Origin of the sequence: Terrimonas rubra (assembly GCF_042686025.1) — a bacterium.
GTDB classification, from domain to species: Bacteria; Bacteroidota; Bacteroidia; order Chitinophagales; family Chitinophagaceae; genus Terrimonas; species Terrimonas rubra.
Genome location: NZ_JBHUOZ010000002.1, coordinates 21,848 through 39,081 on the forward strand (window position 1 = coordinate 21,848; position 17,234 = coordinate 39,081).

Consider the following 17,234-nt stretch of genomic DNA (forward strand, 5'->3'; position numbering starts at 1 on the left):
GAAACACAAAATTTGTGAAGCGCCAAACAGCTTTTTACGATCTTTCGCAAAACCTTCTTGCTGTAAACTGGTATGCTCCGATGGGGGTTGTAAGTTATACTTACGAGGAGATGGTTAATGACCGGTTATTATTAGTCAATATGGATATTTCATTATTGGCAAACTTTACATTATGCAAAACCAGAAGGCACATTATTGATAATAATGATACCTTATGGATAACCGCTCATTGGCCGGAACAAAAGCTGCTATTTACTCATTCAGACAAATTACCCAAAGACCGTGTAGTGATTTATGGGTACGAATAAGCTGTTCAACAGCGAACAGCACCCCGAACGGAGCCCACCACAATAACTGTGGGGGCAAGCTGCCGCAACAGCCCTTTCCGATAGGATTGGGTTACCGGGTTATACAACCGGTAATCAAATAAAAAAAATTATCCCCCAATATTGGTTAATTTTACTGTTCTAAATTTTGCATGCTTCATGAATTTTGACAGAAAGGATTACACCGACCAGCAATTGACCGGTTTTTATGAAAGATTGTTGTGGCCCCGGATGATAGAGGAGAAAATGCTGGTGTTATTAAGACAGGGAAAAATATCCAAATGGTTCAGTGGTATTGGCCAGGAGGCCATTGCAGTAGGCGCTAGCATGGCGCTGGATAGTGATGAATGGATCATGCCCCTGCACCGCAACCTGGGTGTATTTACCACCCGTGATATGCCTTTACATAAATTATTTAAACAATGGCAGGGTAACCAGGATGGTTACAGCAAAGGCCGCGAAAGGAGTTTTCATTTCGGCAGCCGGGAACATCATGTATGCGGCATGATCTCGCACCTGGGCCCCCAACTGGCCCTGGCCGATGGTGTAGCCCTGGCACATAAATTAAGTAACGAGAAAAAAGTGGCCCTGGCTTTCAGCGGCGAAGGCGGTACCAGCGAAGGCGATTTTCATGAAGCATTGAACGTAGCAGCCGTATGGGACCTGCCAGTAATATTTTTAATTGAAAATAATGGCTATGGTTTAAGTACGCCTACCAGCGAACAGTACCGTTGTGTAAGCCTGGTAGATAAGGCCAAAGGCTACGGCATGGAAGGTGTAACAGTAGACGGCAATAATATTTTAGCCGTGTATGATACCCTGAAAGGCGTAAGGGAATATTGTTTAAAAAACCAAAAGCCCTATTTCATTGAAGCCATTACTTTCCGCATGCGTGGCCATGAGGAGGCCAGCGGCACCAAGTATGTACCCACCCATTTGTTTGAACTGTGGAAACAGAAAGACCCCATAGATAATTACGAAAAATACCTGTTGCAGCAAGGTGTATTACAATCCGCACAGGTAGAGCAGATAAAGGCAGACCTTAAAGAAAAACTGGAAGCAGAATTAAGTATTGGTTTTGATGCGGCACCTTTAACGATCTCTACACCAAATGAATTACAGGATGTATATGCCCCCCTGCCACTTAATAACAGTGTACAGGTCATCAATCATTCCCGCTCTTTCAGCAATGATGTGCCGGAAGGCAATGAACTGCGCATGCTGGATGCCATTAAGCAAGGCTTACAGCAAAGCCTGCAAAAACATGACAAGCTGGTGATCATGGGCCAGGATATTGCCGAATATGGCGGAGCCTTTAAAATAACCGAAGGCTTTGTACAGGAATTTGGTAAACAGCGTATCCGTAATACCCCCATCTGCGAAAGTGCCATTGTAGGCGCGGCATTGGGTTTAAGCCTGAAAGGTTATAAATCGGTAATGGAAATGCAGTTTGCCGATTTTGTGACCGTGGGCTTTAACCAGATCATTAATAACCTGGCTAAAATATATTACCGCTGGGGCCAGAATGCCGATGTGGTGGTGCGTATGCCCACCGGCGGTGGTGTAGGCGCCGGACCTTTTCACAGCCAGAGTAATGAAGCCTGGTTTGTGCATACACCGGGATTAAAGGTGGTATATCCTTCCACCCCGCTGGATGCAAAAGGTTTACTGATCGCTGCCATCAATGACCCCAACCCCGTATTGTTTTTTGAACATAAAGCTTTATACCGCAGTGTAAGCGGCCCGGTTCCCGATAGCTATTACGAAATTGAAATAGGCAAAGCCCGTCATGTACGGGAAGGCGATGAACTGTCTATTATCACTTATGGCAGCGGCGTGTTATGGGCCGAGGATTATGCCGCCGCACACCCGGAAATTGCTATTGATATTTTAGACCTGCGTACTTTATTACCACTGGATTATGATGCCATTGCCGCGGCCGTAAAACGTACCGGCCGTGTGATTGTATTACACGAAGACACCCTTACCGGCGGTATTGGTGGTGAAATAGTGGCCTGGATTGCCGAAAACTGTTTTACCTACCTCGATGCACCGGTGATGCGTTGTGCCAGTTTAGACACACCTATTCCATTTAATATTGAACTGGAAAAGAATTTTATGGCGCAGGGACGGCTGGAGGAAACGGTGAATAAGATCATGCGATATTAACAGATCTTAGATCTCAGATTTTTAGATCTAAGATCTATTGGATGCGCCATGGCGGGGACTTACGGTTCTCACCGGCATAATAAAAGATAAGGATATTGCCGTCGGGGTCTTTGCATCTTGCTTCCCGCCATAACCAGGATTGATCGGTGGGCAGGCTTTCAAATACGATTCCGTCTTGTATTAATATGTCAACGTCGGCATCCAGGTTTTCAGTTTCAAAATAGATCCAGGTGCTGTTACCGGTAATATCATCATCCGTTTGGTGCAGGGAAAAAGTGGTATCACCACTTACACATTCAAACCGGGCATAATGCGGCAGGGCTTTTACAATAAGCTTTAATCCCAGCTTTTCATAAAAGGCAATGGACTGCTCCACATTTTTTACCGAAACGGTAACCTGGTTAAGGTTTAACTGCATTACTTATTGCTTTAATCATTTGTGATTCGTAAGACACAAAGCATAGTCTCCTTGTCAATATTCAAATATTAAATCTTCCCTCTTCCATCACTTACCACCCAATACCATAATCCTCACCGTTATTACTGCTGCCACCCCATAAGGTTTTGTGTTTCTGGTCAAAATAAATGGCGTTGATAGGCCCGCTGGTACGATTGCCCAGGGCTATAATATAACCCATTTTCTTTAAGGCGGCCTGCACCGTTTCGCTGGTGGTGCGGCCAATTAAAATGCTGCCGGGTTTTGGTTTGCGGTCATCCAGTTTTGTACCGCCCAAGGATAACCAGAGTTGGTTGGAATTAATATTAGCGGCTTCGCTGGCCTGTTGTACCGTCATATCAAACTCCACCATATTCAGGAAAAACTGTAACAGGTTCTGGTCCTGTGTATCGCCTCCCTGCACAGCAAAGGACAGGAAAGGTTTGCCATCTTTTAAAGCCATTGATGGGGTTAAGGTTACACGAGGACGCTTTCCAGGCTCTACCACGTTAAAAGGCGACAATATAGAGTCCAGTACAAAACTCTGCATACGCTGGCTCATACCAATGCCGGTATTACCTGCTATACAGGCCGGCAGCCAGCCACCACTGGGTGTTATGGAAACTACCCAGCCTTCTTCATCTGCCGCTTCCACACTGGTAGTACCACGCCATAAACGGTCCTGGTACAAACTATCTTCCTGTGCTGCATTCATTGCCATATCACTGAAGCCGGGTAAAAATCCCAGGCCGGGAACCGCATCATGTTTGGGAACAAAGTCAGCCGGTGTTTTACCTTTGGTCGTATCCGTTAATAAAGCACGTTGCTCCAGTAAATTTTTGTAAGGGTTGGTTTTGTTTTCATATGGATAAGGATCACCCGGCAATACGTTCGCTACATTATGGTTGGCATTGATGAGGGCCGCCCGCTGTTTGCCATATGTTTTACTTAATAACCCCTGTATGGGTGTTTGTACAAAAGCCGGATCGCCATAATAAAAATCCCTGTCGGCAAAAGCCAGGCTCATGGTCTGGTATACGGTGTTGATATACTCCGCCGAATTATAACCCATCTTCTTCAGGTCAAAGTTCTCCAGTATGTTCAGGCTTTGCAGCAAAGCCGGGCCCTGGGTCCAGCTCTGCAGTTTGTATACATCAATGCCTTTATAATTTACCGATAAAGGCTCTTCTTCTACAGGCTTCCATTGGGCCAGGTCCTGCATGGTAATCAAACCACCCTGCTCCTTACTGCCTCTCACAAATTCCTGTGCAATATCACCTTTATAAAAACGGTCATAAGCCGCCATGATGGCTTCTTTTCTCGACTTCTTTTTACGCAATGCTTCCTGTTCGGCTTCCACCATTTTAGTTAGGGTAGCCAGCAGGTCTTTTTGTACAAATAATTCACCGGCTTCCGGTGCCTCCCGTTTTTCACCTTCATGGGTAAGAAAAACTTTTTTACTGTAGGGCCATTGTTTAATTCTTTCTTTACCCCGTTCAATACTGTTCGCCGTTTGTGCATCAATAGGATAACCGGCCGCCATTTGCATGGCCGGTTCCAGCACTTCCTTTAAACTTAACTTACCGTAATTAGCCAGCATCAGGCAAAGTCCGCCGGGCGTGCCGGGAGTAACGGCTGCCAGTGGTCCGTATTCGGGCGGAAAATTATACCCCTGCTTTTTAAAAAAGCCGGCAGTGGCACCGGTAGGCGCCACACCCAGGGCATTAATAGCAATTACTTTTTTTGTTTTCGGATTATAGATCAACGCCTGGGTTTCACCACCCCAACTTAATACATCCCACATGGTACAGGTGGCAGCCAGCATGGCGCAGGCAGCATCCACCGCGTTCCCACCCTTTTGAAAAACAATGGCACCGGCTGTTGCGGCCAATGGTTTACCCGTAATGGCCATCCAGTGCTTGCCATGCAAAGGTGGCTTTTGCGTGGCCTGGGCCATAGCAGGCATCACAAAAAACCGGCTGCACCATGCTAAGGCGATCAATAAAAATAAACGGCTCACTTGTTGTACAGTATATTTTTTACACAGCGACTTACTCATAAAATAAAAGCATTTAGAAGGCCTTTAAAGGTAACTTTTTTATTTATGGAACGATCAGGAAGATGGAACAAGGCAGCACCACGCCTGTTAAACCTTTATAAAGCTTATTTTGTAATAACTTTACATAAATAACGATCATGAATTTACTTCAAATAAATAGCGCCCCCTGGGGTTTATATGTAGTAGGCGGATTGTTATTGGTGGCCCTGCTGGTTATTATTGTACTGGTAAAAAAAACCTATCGCCAGCAACAGGTAGTGACCGATGCCGTAAATAAGTACAACAGCCTGCAACAGAAAGTAGATTCGCTGGAATTGCAGTCGCTGGAAGCAAGACTGAACCCGCATTTGTTTAAAAATGTACTGAACTCCATACAGTCGCATGCATACCAAACTTATTTTGCCCTGGACAAGCTGGCCAATGTACTGGATTATATTTTATACGAAAGCCGGAATAAACTGGTAACACCCAAGGAAGAGATTGAGTTTGCCCTCAACCTGATAGAGATCAATAAAATAAAAGTAAGTCCCCTGTTTGAACTGAAGGTAAAGACCAGGATCAGCGACAATGACCCCTTATATGAAGAAGCCATACTGGCGCCGCTGATCTCAATTGACCTGATTGAAAATGCTTTTAAACACGCCGACCTGCAAAGCCAGGATGCTTTTATCTCCATTGTGTTTGAGTTTAAGGACGGTTGCTTTTATTTAACCGTATCCAATAAAATATCTACCAAAAAAAGTATGGTAAAAACCAATAGCGGCATTGGTACCAAAACACTGGATCAGCGCCTGCATATTTTGTATAACGATGCCTACAAGCTGGACCGGTTTATTGAGGAAGACGTTTATATTGCACATCTAAAAATAAATTTACTTGAAAGAAAAGCTAAAGTGTTTACTACTGGATGATGAGTTACCGGGCTTAACCTACCTAAAAATGTTATGTGACCAGATCCCCGAACTGGAAGTGGTAAAGGCATTTAATAACCCCCAGACACTTTTAGCCGAAGCCCCCCGGCTGGATTTTGACCTCTGCATTTTAGATATTGAAATGCCCGAGATGTCGGGCCTGCAGGTAGCCAATTTACTCAACGGTAAACCGGTTATTTTCACTACCGCCTATAAAGAATATGCCGCCGAAGCTTTTGACCTGAACGCCATTGATTATGTACGCAAGCCCGTAAAAATGGAAAGGCTGCACCAGGCCGTACAAAAAGCCGCCCAGCGTTTACAGACAGACACCCGGGTACGACAGTATTTTCAATGGAATACCGAAAAAGGAAAAACCCTGGTATTTTTTGATCAGCTGCTGTATGTAAAAACTTCAGAAAATGATAGCCGGGATAAGATTGCTTATTTATCGGATAATATTACATTTACACTCAAGAATATATCCTTTGAAAAGCTACTGGAAATGTTGCCTTCCGGCGATTTTTGCCGGATCAACAAACGGGAACTAATTGCTATTAAAACGGTACAGGTATTTTCATTTGATGAAATAACCCTGAACCTGGCGGATGAATCCGGTCAGCCTGTACGCCTGACCCTGAGCGATATTTACAGGCAAAACTTTCTTCAGCAATTAAAAAATTAGTTTTCGTTACAGCATTTAATTGCCTTGTTACATTCTTAAAGCGATTGCTTACTTTTTTAAAATTATGAGCAAAAGGTACTGCATTTTTGCAGCGCATTTTTGCCGGGTATCTGCCGTACAAGGGTTATTATTAACAACCTTTATGTATTGCCAGGCCCGGGATGAGGAAAAACATTAGCCCTGGCGCTAAACCAACCATACATGAAGAAGTTTAGAAATAGTTTTTTTTACCTGGGCATTATCGGCTTTTTTTCCGTGCTGATCTTTGGCGTTATTCATTACGGCAAAGGTTTACAAGCCGGCCGCCAATTTAAAATGCCGGCCAGTAATGGCTCGCAATGGCAGGAGTTCCTTAACTCCATGCAGGCCAACCTGGGGCACCCGCTGGCTATTCTGCTCATCCAGATCGTTACTATTATCTTAGTGGCGCGGATGTTTGGCTGGGCTTTTAAAAAAATAGGACAACCCGCCGTGATCGGTGAGATCATTGCCGGTATTGTTTTAGGCCCCTCCCTGTTCGGCCTGTACTTTCCCGATTTTTCGGCCACTTTATTTCCCACAGAATCCTTTGGTAACCTTAAAATTTTAAGCCAGTTCGGACTTATCATGTTCATGTTCGTGGTAGGTATGGAACTTGATTTAAAAGTACTGCGTACCAAAGCCAAGGATGCCGTGGTCATCAGTCATGCCAGCATCATCATTCCCTTTGCGCTGGGCCTGGTACTGGCCTATTTTATATACGAAACTTTTGCACCGGCCAATGTACGGTTCACCTCCTTCGGCTTATTTATGGGTATTGCTTTAAGTATTACGGCATTCCCGGTACTGGCCCGCATACTGCAGGAAAGAGGTATTAATAAAACCCGCCTGGGTTCTGTTGTTATCACCTGTGCCGCCGCCGACGATATTACCGCCTGGTGTATCCTGGCCATTGTTATAGCCATTGTAAAAGCCGGTACATTTGTCAGCGCCCTGTACACCATTGTGGCCGCCATAGCCTATGTACTGCTGATGATAAAAGTGGTAAGGCCTTTCTTAAAACGTGTGGGCGACCTGCACGCGGTAAGAGAAAACCTGAGCAAATCGGTGGTCGCTATATTCTTCCTTACCCTTTTACTATCCTCCTTTGCCACCGAGGTAATTGGTATTCATGCTTTATTCGGGGCCTTTATGGCAGGCGCCATTATGCCGGAGAATACCAAATTCCGCAGCATCTTTATTGAAAAGGTAGAGGATGTTGCCCTGGTTTTATTACTCCCCATATTTTTTGTATACACCGGTCTTCGTACAGAAATAGGTTTATTGAACGATCCTTACCTATGGAAGGTAACCGGGGTAATTATACTGGTGGCTGTAGCCGGTAAATTCCTGGGTAGTGCCATTGCCGCCCGCTTTGTAGGACAGAACTGGAAGGACAGTCTCATCATTGGCGCCTTAATGAATACCCGTGGTCTGATGGAACTGGTAGTACTGAATATCGGGTACGACCTGGGCGTATTAACCCCGCAGATATTTGCCATGATGGTGATCATGGCCCTTGCCACCACCATGATGACGGGGCCTGCGCTGGACCTTATCAATTTTATTTTCCGTAAAAAGCCTGAGCCCGTACCATATGAAGTGAAAGAAAACCGGAAGTTCAAGATCTTACTGTCTTTTGATACACCACAATCGGGTAAAGCCCTGTTACTGCTGGCGAACAGCCTGGTAAAAAAATTAGGCAAAAACGCCTCGGTTACCGCCATGCATTTAACCCCGCACCAGGTACATCATTTTAACGAGGAGGATTATGAACAGGAGAGTTTTACACCGGTAGTGGAAGAAGCCCAAAAACTGAACCAGCCTGTAACCACACTGTTTAAAGCAGCAACTGATATTGATACAGAGATTGCCGAGGTTGCCAACAAAGGCGAATACGACCTGCTGCTGATGAATATGAGCGAATCTATTTTTGAAGGAACCCTGCTGGGTAAATTATTAGGCTTTACCACCCGTATCATTAACCCTGAAAAAATATTGAATACCGTAACCGGTAAAGAAAAATTATTTGAAACCTCGCCTTTTGATGAGCGCACCCGCCTCATCATGGCCAGGTCCAATACACCTATTGGTATTTTTATTAATAAGGACCTGAAGCGTGTGAACAATATCTGTGTGCCTTTGCTGGATGCCAATGACAGCTACCTTATCACCTATGTACAAAAACTGATACATAATAATGGCGCACAGGTAACCGTACTGGATATTAACGGCGAAATTAAAAACGATGCCAATATCAAAGAGCGTATCCGGTCCATTGAACAAATGGCGCCCAATCACATCAACCTGCTACAACTCGCCACCATCGACAGCCAGTTTATGCAACTACACGACCTCATGATCGTGAGTATGGACAGCTGGACTAAATTAACAGAGGATGACAGTCCCTGGCTGGCCCATATTCCTTCCACTTTAATAGTTTCCCGTTTCGAAGAATAGCATCAAACTAATCGTTAAAATAATCAGTTACATAGGGCATACAATGTTGTATGCCCTATCTTCGTATGAATGGTTGCCTTGTTACACGGTTGAATAATTGAATAAGCCTTTACAATAGTAAATGCTACTGTATAATTCACTGAGGAAACAATACTTCCATACCACCACTATAATAAAAATGACCGCCATTATGTTAAAACAAAGCCTGTTTATTGCTTTTGTATGTTTATCTCTTTGTGTATCTGTTACCACCGGTGCGCAAAATGCACCTGCCGCTGCCACCCATCATTACAATAGCTGGGCAGCCTGGTTCAACAACGTTAAGTTCAGTAACAAATGGGGGTTAAACAACGATATACAATTAAGGGTGGGCGAATCCTGGAACCAGGGCGCCTTATTACTGGTTCGCCCGGGTGTGAACTATTATTTAAAACCTAACCAGACCATTACTGCCGGTTATGCCTTTACTTTATCGTTAAATGATCTGCCTTCCGGTCAGCCGCGTATCGGTGAACACCGCATCTGGGAGCAATATATTTTTACCCATAAAATAGGGGGTGTGTCTGTACAGCACCGTGCCCGCCTGGAGCAACGTTTCCTGCAACGCCCTGCCGATGCTGACTTTTTTGCCCAGCGTGCCCGTTATTTTTTCAGGGGTATTATCCCTTTAACCCAGCCCACATCCAAACCCTTTGCCCGGGGTCTTTTTGCATCAGTTCAAAACGAGTTGTTCTTTAACATTCAGAACAAGGAAAAGCTTAACGGTAAAGTGTTTGACCAGAACCGGGCCTATGCCTCGGTAGGCTACCGTTTCAGTCCTAAGTACGACCTGGAACTGGGCTATATGTACCAGTTTATTGAACGCAGCACCGGTACACCCAATACCAATAACCATATAGCACAAATTGCTTTTTATACCCGACTGTAAACAGTAATGTATAAACCGGCAGCCAGATTAAAACAACCCGGTTGCGCAATACTCATTAGTTTTGCAGGGTATGATACTGATACTCGCAAGCATACTGTTTTTAACCGGCTATGGTGCATTGATCACCTATTACTGGCTTAGCTGGAAAAAAATAAAACCGGTTACAGCCGGTGACAGTATTGCACAAACAGCTATTTCAGTTATCATCCCCGCCCGTAATGAGGCAACGAATATCGCTGCCTTACTGGAAGGGTTGCTCACGCAGGACTATCCCCGGCATTTACTGGAGATCATTGTGGTAGACGATCATTCCGATGATGATACCGCTGCTATTGTACGGAACAACTTTCCGGAGGTACACTTACTATCCTTACAACAGGATGCCATTAACTCCTATAAGAAAAAAGCCATTGAAACCGGCATTGCACAGGCAAAGGGCCGGCTTATTGTTTGTACCGATGCCGATTGTATTGTACCGCCCAACTGGCTGCGTACCATTGAGCACTGCTACCGCCAGACCAATGCAGCTTTTATTGTAGCACCGGTTGTATTTACCACCGGTAAAAGCCTGGTACAGTTATTCCAGCAAATGGACTTTATGGTGCTGCAGGGCGTCACCGGGGCTTCGGTTACACAGGGTGTACACGCCATGTGTAATGGCGCCAACCTGGCTTATGAACGCAGCGTGTTTTACGAAGTGAACGGCTTTGCAGGCATCGACAATATTGCTTCAGGTGATGATATGCTGCTGATGCATAAAATAGCGCAGCAATACCCGCACCGTATCCGTTATATTTTATCGCAGGATGTGATTGTATCTACAGCCGCCATGCCCGACTGGAAAAGTTTTATTAACCAGCGTATCCGCTGGGCCAGTAAGGCAAAATATTACGAGGATAAAAAAATTTTCGGCGTACTCCTATGGGTATATATTACCAACTGCCTGTTCCTGTTATGGCCCTTACTCGCCATTATTACCGGCAGTATGTTTTATATAGCGGGTGGGTTATTAGTATGGGTAAGCAAAACCCTGCTGGAATTACCTTTTTACGCAGCTGTAGCCCGTTTTTTTAATAAACAACACACAGTCAGATATTTCTTCTTCTTCCAACCCCTGCATGTGTTATACACCGTTATTGCCGGCTTTATGGGTGCTTTTGGTAAATATGAATGGAAAGGCCGTAAGGTGAAATAACCATATTTTATAATGGCGCCAGCTATAGTAACCATCATCGGCACTCGTTGCGACGCTCCGTTTATCGTTCCGTTCGCTTATCATCACTTGTAATCCTGCAGTTTCTCTAAGTCCGGCCATCCGCCAGGCAACTTTGCTGATATGCCCGACAAAGGCTAACTTTGCGCCTCGAAAAAATACATTTTAATGAGCGAACAACAATTGTCGGAACAGGAACTGATCAGGAGAGAAAAACTGCAAAAAATGCAGGCCGCGGGCATTGATGCCTACCCGGCTCCTCTTTTCCCTGTTTCGCATTATTCGGCAGATATTAAAGCTGCTTACACCGAAGAGACAAAAGATAGTTTTGCCGACGTATGTCTGGCAGGAAGGGTAATGAGTATTAACGATAAGGGTAAGGTATTTTTTATAAAGATCCAGGACAGCAAAGGCATTATACAGTTATATGTAAAACGTGATGAGATTTGCCCTGATGAGGATAAAAGTTTCTGGGACCTCGTAATAAAGCCACTTGACCTGGGCGATTTCCTGGGTGTAAAAGGATTTGTATTTACCACTAAAACCGGTGAAACTTCTATCCATGCACAACAGATCACCCTACTGGCCAAATCATTAAAACCTTTACCCATTGTAAAAAGGGATGAGGAGGGCAATGCATTTGACGAAGTAACCGACCCCGAGTTCCGTTACCGCCAGCGTTATGCCGACCTAGTGATCAACCCTTCGGTGAAAGAGACATTCCTGAAAAGAACCAAACTCATCAATTCCATCCGCAACTTTTTAAACGAAAGAGGCGGCCTGGAAGTAGATACCCCGGTATTACAAAGCATTCCCGGTGGTGCAGCGGCCCGCCCGTTCGAAACCCACCACAATGCCCTGGACATACCTTTTTACCTGCGTATTGCCAATGAGCTATATTTAAAACGTTTGATCGTTGGTGGTTTTGACTGGGTATACGAGTTCAGCCGCAATTTCCGTAACGAAGGCATGGACCGTACGCATAACCCCGAGTTTACCGTACTGGAGTTTTACGTGGCCTATAAAGATTATCTGTGGATGATGGATACCACGGAACAATTACTGGAAAAAGCAGCGCTGGATGTAAATGGTACCACCGATGTGACTATTGGTGATAAGACCATCTCCTTTAAAGCGCCTTACAAACGTATCAGTATTTACGATGCCATTAAGGAGCATACCGGTTACGATGTAAGTAATATGAACGAGGAGGAATTAAGAGCAACCTGTAAGGCTTTACATATTCCCGTTGAAAACAGTATGGGTAAGGGTAAACTGGTGGATGCCCTGTTTGGCGAAAAATGTGAGCATCATTACATTGAGCCTACTTTTATTATTGATTACCCGGTAGAAATGAGCCCGCTTACTAAAAAGCACCGCAGCAAACCCGGTCTGGTAGAGCGTTTTGAGCTAATGATAAACGGTAAGGAAGTGGCCAATGCTTACAGTGAGCTGAACGACCCCATTGACCAGCGTGAGCGTTTTGAGGACCAGGTGAAATTAATGGAACGTGGTGATGATGAAGCCATGTTCATTGATTATGACTTTTTAAGAGCCCTTGAATACGGCATGCCCCCAACATCGGGTATCGGCTTTGGCATTGACAGGTTATGCATGATGCTGACCAACCAGCCTTCCATACAGGATGTACTGTTTTTCCCGCAAATGCGTCCGGAGAATAACGGGTAATAGGTTACCTCATTATATCAAAAAGCGTCGTTTTGTTCATCCGAAACGGCGCTTTTTTTATTTTTTAAACAGCTGGCCAACATGTAGCATTACACCCAATGCCAGGTTAATACGCCGGAAATAAACGTTACTACGCATTATGTGATCATCGTCGTCAGCTGGTAAAGCCAGGAGGTTAATATTTATATTAAAACTTACCGGGCTGTTTTCAGGTACAAACTGCATACTGGTGGCTGGCTCAGCTAAAAATATTGTCCTTTGGCTATAACGGGAAAAACCAATATCCAGCAAATCCTGTTCTGTAAAACTGGTAGCTGGTGTTTGGAACTGTAACCAACTGGCTTTTAAAGCAACCCCCATCCTAAAATGTTCACCCATCATAAAGTTAAGCGAGGGCTGTATAAACCATTTTTGTAAGGGTATCCGGTATACATCTTCTTTCGGAGCAGCCTGTTCCTGTTTTTTGTTTTGTGTAAATATGTTTTTTCCAAAGCCCCAGCCACCATACATGTTAAAATAAACTGTTTTAGCGGTATTGATGGGTGTAAAATACCCCACGGCAAACTCGGCGTTATTACGCATATAACGCAGGCCGGCACTATCCGGGCTTTGCGAAAATATATTATCATGTTCTTTATACTTATTTCTTTCCGGCCTTTTGGAAAATGAGGCAGTAAAGGCCAGATGATCGCTTATTGCATAAGCCGATTGAAAATCCAGGCCCGGCGTTGCAATGCCCTCGCCCAATAGTACATTCGCTGTTAATTGTATATCATTCTTTTCTTTTAAAAACGGGTTGTTTACAGGCGTCGGTGCATGAACAAAGTACTTAGGGCTTCCACAAGCCGCCAATAACCAAATAATTGAACAACCTAGTACCATCAACCTATAATTATGACGTTGCATCATGTACTTATTTAAAGAGTTTTTTAATGTCTGCACTTAATCCTATATGAAACATAAAAGACCTGCTCCGCATACGTCTGGTATCATCTACTATACCGTATTGATCGGTACGTACATCGGGGCAAAAAACAAAGCCCACATCTAAGTTCAACCAACGCGGAAAAACAGCTACCTGCATCAAAATGGAGGGTTCAATATAAAAAAACATCTTGGAGCCTAATTTGTCCAGGTCCCTTGCCTTCAGCTGCTCTTCGGTCCAGTTGGTGTGTAACTTTTTCTGATCCAGTAAGGTTAACCGGGTGGCAATCCCAATATTAAAACGTCTACCGGTAATATGGTGTACCGATGGCTGCAACCAATATTTTTTAACGGTTGTATTAAGGTAAGAAAGGAGGTAAGTATTGTCGGTTAACTGAGCTATATCGGTTATCTTATTTTTTCCAAAACCTACCCCTCCATATATATTGAGGGTTGTTTTACCGTTTTGCAGGGTAGTAAAATAACCAGCCCCCAGCTCAGTAATCCGGTTGTTGTATCTTATAAAATTGCTGTCATAGTTATGTAATCCGTCGCTCCAGTTTTTACTGTAGGCTTCTACCTGTTTATTACCGCTAAAAGAAGCAGTTATAGCCAGGTGGTCTGTTATAGCGTAAGCTCCTTTTGCCTGTATACCGGAATTCAGTTTTTCTCCATCTTCAGATACAACGGTTAAGGCCGCTCCTGCTGTAGCATCACCCTTTTCTTTAAAAAAAGGCATCACGCCCGGCGAAGGTGTATAAGTATAATACCTTGGACCACTACAGGCCGATAATATTAACAGCAAGAAAATTACACCCGGGTATTGATTGACAAGTATTCTCATGGCATGTTAATTAAGTTGTGCGTTAACTGCTTAACAACGATGTGTAGGGAAACGTTGCATGCTGCTGTATAAAACAAAAAAGCAAACAACAAGATTTGCTGTTTGCTTTACTTATAATTTATATCCTTTTTTACATATTCATACCGCCGCACACGCTCAATACCTGGCCGGTAACATAACGGCCCATATCGCTGCATAAATACAAAGCTGCATTGGCAATTTCAATAGGCTCGGCAAAACGACCCAAAGGAATATCTGCTTTATACTTTTCTGCGCCTTCGCCGTCTTTTAAGTAACTGGTCATATCGGTTTCCACAAAACCCGGGGCAATGGCATTACAGCGGATGTTGCGGCTGCCCAGTTCGCGGGCTACCGATTTGGTAAAGCCTATAACACCGGCTTTAGAAGCAGCATAACTGCTTTGCCCGGCATTACCCAACTCACCGATAACCGAACTCATGTTGATGATCACACCGCTTTTTGCTTTCATCATAGGTTTAATTACCTGTTTGGTCATATAAAATGCGCCGTTCAGGTTTACCTGTATCACATCGTTCCATTGCTCAGGCGTCATACGTAATAAAAGGTTGTCTTTTGAAATGCCGGCATTGTTAATACAGATATCTACGGTACCAAACTCTTTTAATACATCGGCCACAAAACTTTCACATTGAGCAAAATCGCCGGCGTTGCTTTGGTAGGCTTTTGCTTTAACACCAAAGGCCTGTAATTTAGTTTCCAAAGCAGCCGCTTTTTCAGCACTGCTATCGCTAACATAGGTGAAGGCCACATGAGCGCCCTGTTCGGCAAATAATAAAGCAATGGCTTCCCCAATTCCGCGGGCAGCGCCGGTAACAATGGCCACTTTGTTTTCAAGTAACTTCATAAACGTATTGATAGTTGTGATTTAATTTTCTCCTGCCGGCTCAAAAGCCCGGCAGCGGCGGCAAAATAAACATATTTTACCTAACCCGTCATATTTTATCTGCGTAAAAAGTGTTTTCGTTCAACCTGCCATTACTTTGCCAAAATCGGCTAACCATTTTTCCTGCAGTAACTGGTGCCCTGTAGCCAGGATGATCATTTGTCCCTGTTCGGGTATGTGTTTAATAAAACGTTCGCCCACTACCGGCACAATAATTTTATCGTATTGCCCGTATACCAAACGTACCGGTGTTTGCTGTTGCCGGATCATTGTTTGCAGTTTTTGCAGGTTGGGCCTGAAAGGTGAAAGTACAGTCCAGCGCTGGTACAATAAGGAACGCACTGTTGCATCGCCAATATAAAAGTTGACAAACTTAAAAATGCTGGTATTAACCATACCTGCTTTGTTTAACAGTTGCAGCATGTTGAAAAACCAACCGGGATGTTGCATGGTAAATTTAAATAAGCGATTGCCCAAAAAAGTTTGAGTGGCCAGCCAGTACCAGCGATTGAGTTTTAAGCCATCGGGTGCCAGCAATACCAGTTTGCTGAACAGGGAGGGCTGGTGCTGGTACAGACTGAGTGCTACCCTGCCACCCATGCTATAACCCAGCAGGATAAGCTTATCATATAAAGCCGTATCACGCTTACGTAAATTTTGCAGGAGTTGCCCGATGAGTTCCAGTAACTGAACCGGCAGTAACTTTTTTTTATCCTGCCAGATGGTATCGCCATGATAAGGCAGGTCAATAGCCGCAATGGTATACTTACTGCCAAGCTGTTGTAAAAAACTAAAATGCATAGCGCTTTCGCCATAACCATGCAGGCACAACACCAGCTGCGGACCATTGCCCCAGGTTTTTACCGCAAAGGATGATTGTTTAAAAGGAAGTACCCATTGTTGCATACAGCCGAAAGTTATAGCATTTTATTTATTCGGTTTTACAAGGCCGGGCAGATGGAGGGTTGTAACAATTATCAACAAGGGTAAAAGCTAATGCTTTCATTTTCCACGGATTAACAATATTTTCCGCTTTGACGGCATTTTATTTTTTGCTTTATGAAAAAATAAATTAATTTTATATAAATTAGTTGCACAAACAACTGTATGCCAAACAACCATTTTAAAAGAGGAGAATTATACAGCTTTATCACGGGTAAGGCCTCTATTGCCATTGCCCGGCGGCTGCAAAAAAAATTCAACACCGCCACGCTTAATTTAACTATTGAGCAGTGGAGTGTGCTGTATCATTTGTGGAAACAGGATGGCATTAGTCAGCAGGATTTATGCAAAGCCACTTTCAGGGATAAACCCAGCATTACCCGCCTGGTGGACAACCTTGAAAAGGCAGGCCTGGTAAAACGTATTGCTGCCGAAAACGATCGCCGTATTAACCGTATTTACCTGACCAAGCAGGCGCAGAAACTACAGCAGGAGAGTATGGATATTGCCGAAGAAACCCTGAACGAAGCACTGGAAGGCGTATCGCCGGAAAAAGTGGAAATATGCAAGGAAGTGCTGCAGGTGGTGTATGATAACCTGAAGTGAGCTGAAAGCTTAAAGCTCAATGCTGAAAGCTGAATAGCATTACTGCAGTACAAGTGTGCGACGCAAGGAACGATGCCAGCAGTACTACAGCCGGTAACA

At 44.2% G+C, this 17,234-nt stretch carries 15 protein-coding genes; 9 read left to right on the forward strand and 6 right to left on the reverse strand.

The window, feature by feature from the left end:
• The first annotated feature begins 14 nt into the window (after positions 1 to 14).
• Both ACFS6H_RS08525 and ACFS6H_RS08530 read left to right on the forward strand, forming a co-directional pair.
• On the forward strand, positions 15 to 308 hold the full coding sequence (locus ACFS6H_RS08525; RefSeq protein WP_386097285.1) for a hypothetical protein: 294 nt from the start codon (positions 15 to 17) through the stop codon (positions 306 to 308).
• A 177-nt stretch (positions 309 to 485) separates the two neighbouring features.
• The gene (locus tag ACFS6H_RS08530) at positions 486 to 2,495 is read left to right on the forward strand and encodes an alpha-ketoacid dehydrogenase subunit alpha/beta (RefSeq protein WP_386097287.1); all 2,010 of its coding nucleotides are present in this window, start codon (positions 486 to 488) and stop codon (positions 2,493 to 2,495) included.
• Between the two features lie 34 nt (positions 2,496 to 2,529).
• Here ACFS6H_RS08530 and ACFS6H_RS08535 read toward each other — a convergent pair whose 3' ends face one another.
• Both ACFS6H_RS08535 and ACFS6H_RS08540 read right to left on the reverse strand, forming a co-directional pair.
• On the reverse strand, positions 2,530 to 2,913 hold the full coding sequence (locus tag ACFS6H_RS08535; protein ID WP_386097289.1) for a VOC family protein: 384 nt from the start codon (positions 2,911 to 2,913) through the stop codon (positions 2,530 to 2,532).
• 91 nt (positions 2,914 to 3,004) lie between these two features.
• Positions 3,005 to 4,990, reverse strand: a complete 1,986-nt coding sequence (locus ACFS6H_RS08540; protein WP_386097291.1) for a gamma-glutamyltransferase family protein — start codon at positions 4,988 to 4,990, stop codon at positions 3,005 to 3,007.
• A gap of 137 nt (positions 4,991 to 5,127) precedes the next feature.
• Here ACFS6H_RS08540 and ACFS6H_RS08545 point away from each other — a divergent pair, with 137 nt between their 5' ends.
• From ACFS6H_RS08545 to lysS, 6 genes are all read left to right on the forward strand, one after another.
• A complete protein-coding gene (locus ACFS6H_RS08545; RefSeq protein ID WP_386097293.1) occupies positions 5,128 to 5,901 on the forward strand; it encodes a sensor histidine kinase in 774 nt (257 codons plus the stop codon).
• Positions 5,867 to 6,586, forward strand: a complete 720-nt coding sequence (locus ACFS6H_RS08550) for a LytR/AlgR family response regulator transcription factor (protein WP_386097295.1) — start codon at positions 5,867 to 5,869, stop codon at positions 6,584 to 6,586. The genes ACFS6H_RS08545 and ACFS6H_RS08550 overlap by 35 nt, the downstream gene beginning before the upstream one ends.
• Before the next feature lie 201 nt (positions 6,587 to 6,787).
• Positions 6,788 to 9,064 carry a cation:proton antiporter domain-containing protein gene (locus tag ACFS6H_RS08555; protein WP_386097297.1) on the forward strand — a complete coding sequence of 759 codons (2,277 nt, stop codon included), beginning with the start codon at positions 6,788 to 6,790 and terminating at the stop codon, positions 9,062 to 9,064.
• Between the two features lie 121 nt (positions 9,065 to 9,185).
• A complete protein-coding gene (locus tag ACFS6H_RS08560) occupies positions 9,186 to 9,992 on the forward strand; it encodes a DUF2490 domain-containing protein (protein WP_386097299.1) in 807 nt (268 codons plus the stop codon).
• Positions 9,993 to 10,062: 70 nt separating this feature from the next.
• A complete protein-coding gene (locus tag ACFS6H_RS08565) occupies positions 10,063 to 11,187 on the forward strand; it encodes a glycosyltransferase (protein WP_386097301.1) in 1,125 nt (374 codons plus the stop codon).
• Positions 11,188 to 11,373: 186 nt separating this feature from the next.
• Complete coding sequence (gene lysS / locus ACFS6H_RS08570; RefSeq protein ID WP_386097303.1) at positions 11,374 to 12,894, forward strand: lysine--tRNA ligase; 1,521 nt, start codon at positions 11,374 to 11,376, stop codon at positions 12,892 to 12,894.
• 57 nt (positions 12,895 to 12,951) lie between these two features.
• Here lysS and ACFS6H_RS08575 read toward each other — a convergent pair whose 3' ends face one another.
• From ACFS6H_RS08575 to ACFS6H_RS08590, 4 genes are all read right to left on the reverse strand, one after another.
• Positions 12,952 to 13,803 carry a hypothetical protein gene (locus tag ACFS6H_RS08575; protein WP_386097305.1) on the reverse strand — a complete coding sequence of 284 codons (852 nt, stop codon included), beginning with the start codon at positions 13,801 to 13,803 and terminating at the stop codon, positions 12,952 to 12,954.
• Positions 13,804 to 13,807: 4 nt separating this feature from the next.
• Positions 13,808 to 14,662, reverse strand: coding sequence for a hypothetical protein (locus tag ACFS6H_RS08580; RefSeq protein ID WP_386097307.1), 855 nt, complete (start codon positions 14,660 to 14,662; stop codon positions 13,808 to 13,810).
• Between the two features lie 130 nt (positions 14,663 to 14,792).
• Positions 14,793 to 15,548 carry a 3-oxoacyl-[acyl-carrier-protein] reductase gene (gene fabG, locus ACFS6H_RS08585; RefSeq protein ID WP_386097309.1) on the reverse strand — a complete coding sequence of 252 codons (756 nt, stop codon included), beginning with the start codon at positions 15,546 to 15,548 and terminating at the stop codon, positions 14,793 to 14,795.
• A 120-nt stretch (positions 15,549 to 15,668) separates the two neighbouring features.
• Complete coding sequence (locus ACFS6H_RS08590) at positions 15,669 to 16,493, reverse strand: alpha/beta fold hydrolase (RefSeq protein ID WP_386097311.1); 825 nt, start codon at positions 16,491 to 16,493, stop codon at positions 15,669 to 15,671.
• A gap of 201 nt (positions 16,494 to 16,694) precedes the next feature.
• Here ACFS6H_RS08590 and ACFS6H_RS08595 point away from each other — a divergent pair, with 201 nt between their 5' ends.
• Entirely contained in the window at positions 16,695 to 17,135 is a 441-nt protein-coding gene (locus ACFS6H_RS08595; protein WP_386097313.1) for a MarR family winged helix-turn-helix transcriptional regulator, read from the forward strand.
• Positions 17,136 to 17,234 lie beyond the last annotated feature (99 nt).

Bases quoted from the DNA above. Each gene is read 5' to 3' on its own strand.
- ACFS6H_RS08530 (WP_386097287.1), top strand. From the start codon at position 486: ATGAATTTTGACAGAAAGGATTACACCGACCAGCAATTGACCGGTTTT.
- lysS (WP_386097303.1), top strand. From the start codon at position 11,374: ATGAGCGAACAACAATTGTCGGAACAGGAACTGATCAGGAGAGAAAAA.
- ACFS6H_RS08555 (WP_386097297.1), top strand. From the start codon at position 6,788: ATGAAGAAGTTTAGAAATAGTTTTTTTTACCTGGGCATTATCGGCTTT.
- ACFS6H_RS08535 (WP_386097289.1), bottom strand. From the start codon at position 2,913: ATGCAGTTAAACCTTAACCAGGTTACCGTTTCGGTAAAAAATGTGGAG.
- fabG (WP_386097309.1), bottom strand. From the start codon at position 15,548: ATGAAGTTACTTGAAAACAAAGTGGCCATTGTTACCGGCGCTGCCCGC.
- ACFS6H_RS08595 (WP_386097313.1), top strand. From the start codon at position 16,695: ATGCCAAACAACCATTTTAAAAGAGGAGAATTATACAGCTTTATCACG.
- ACFS6H_RS08560 (WP_386097299.1), top strand. From the start codon at position 9,186: ATGCTACTGTATAATTCACTGAGGAAACAATACTTCCATACCACCACT.
- ACFS6H_RS08545 (WP_386097293.1), top strand. From the start codon at position 5,128: ATGAATTTACTTCAAATAAATAGCGCCCCCTGGGGTTTATATGTAGTA.
- ACFS6H_RS08540 (WP_386097291.1), bottom strand. From the start codon at position 4,990: ATGAGTAAGTCGCTGTGTAAAAAATATACTGTACAACAAGTGAGCCGT.
- ACFS6H_RS08580 (WP_386097307.1), bottom strand. From the start codon at position 14,662: ATGAGAATACTTGTCAATCAATACCCGGGTGTAATTTTCTTGCTGTTA.
- ACFS6H_RS08565 (WP_386097301.1), top strand. From the start codon at position 10,063: ATGATACTGATACTCGCAAGCATACTGTTTTTAACCGGCTATGGTGCA.
- ACFS6H_RS08575 (WP_386097305.1), bottom strand. From the start codon at position 13,803: ATGATGCAACGTCATAATTATAGGTTGATGGTACTAGGTTGTTCAATT.
- ACFS6H_RS08590 (WP_386097311.1), bottom strand. From the start codon at position 16,493: ATGCAACAATGGGTACTTCCTTTTAAACAATCATCCTTTGCGGTAAAA.